Source organism: Treponema sp. R8-4-B8 (genome assembly GCF_054786175.1).
Window position 1 is genome coordinate 1 of the sequence record NZ_BDHE01000327.1, and the last position, 486, is coordinate 486.

Annotated in this window: 1 protein-coding gene; it reads left to right on the top strand. The window is 49.2% G+C overall.

The genetic code is table 11. From position 1 onward, the window contains the following. Nucleotides 1-147: 147 nt before the first annotated feature. The coding region (locus tag ACYVRA_RS08625) for a hypothetical protein (protein WP_461252309.1) at nt 148-486 on the top strand (339 nt) is incomplete at its 3' end.

The following is a 486-nucleotide window of genomic DNA, read 5'->3' on the forward strand; positions in this document are numbered from 1 at the left end:
CACACTAATAACTTCCTCTCCTCATTGTGCCCACGACAACCGCGGATAGCCGTCTCTTGCGACACGGCTAAAATTCCAGTTAGCCAAAGAAAAACTCAATGTATCTCTCCAGAAAGTCAAATTGTAGAATATGCTGGAATCTGTGTCTTGACCGTCATCGCCGAGCCTGTAACCCTTATCCCCTGGTGCGATACTCAGCCGCGCATTACCAGAACCGAACCGCGTAACCGTCCCGACGGACAGCCTTATTCAAGGGCGAGCGACATAGTGCTTTATTTTAACGGAGCGTTAAATGACAGTACGGTCAAGTTTGCAACATCCGCGACTGATGACGGCATCTGGATAACCGCGGCCGCTAATAATGATACTGCCAATAATTATGTAAACAAATGGTTTGACGCTCCGGAATACTCGGCTTTCGGCGGCTTTTTTACAGTTACCATGAGGACGAGCGCGAATCTGCCGCCGGCAACCAGCTTAATCAAC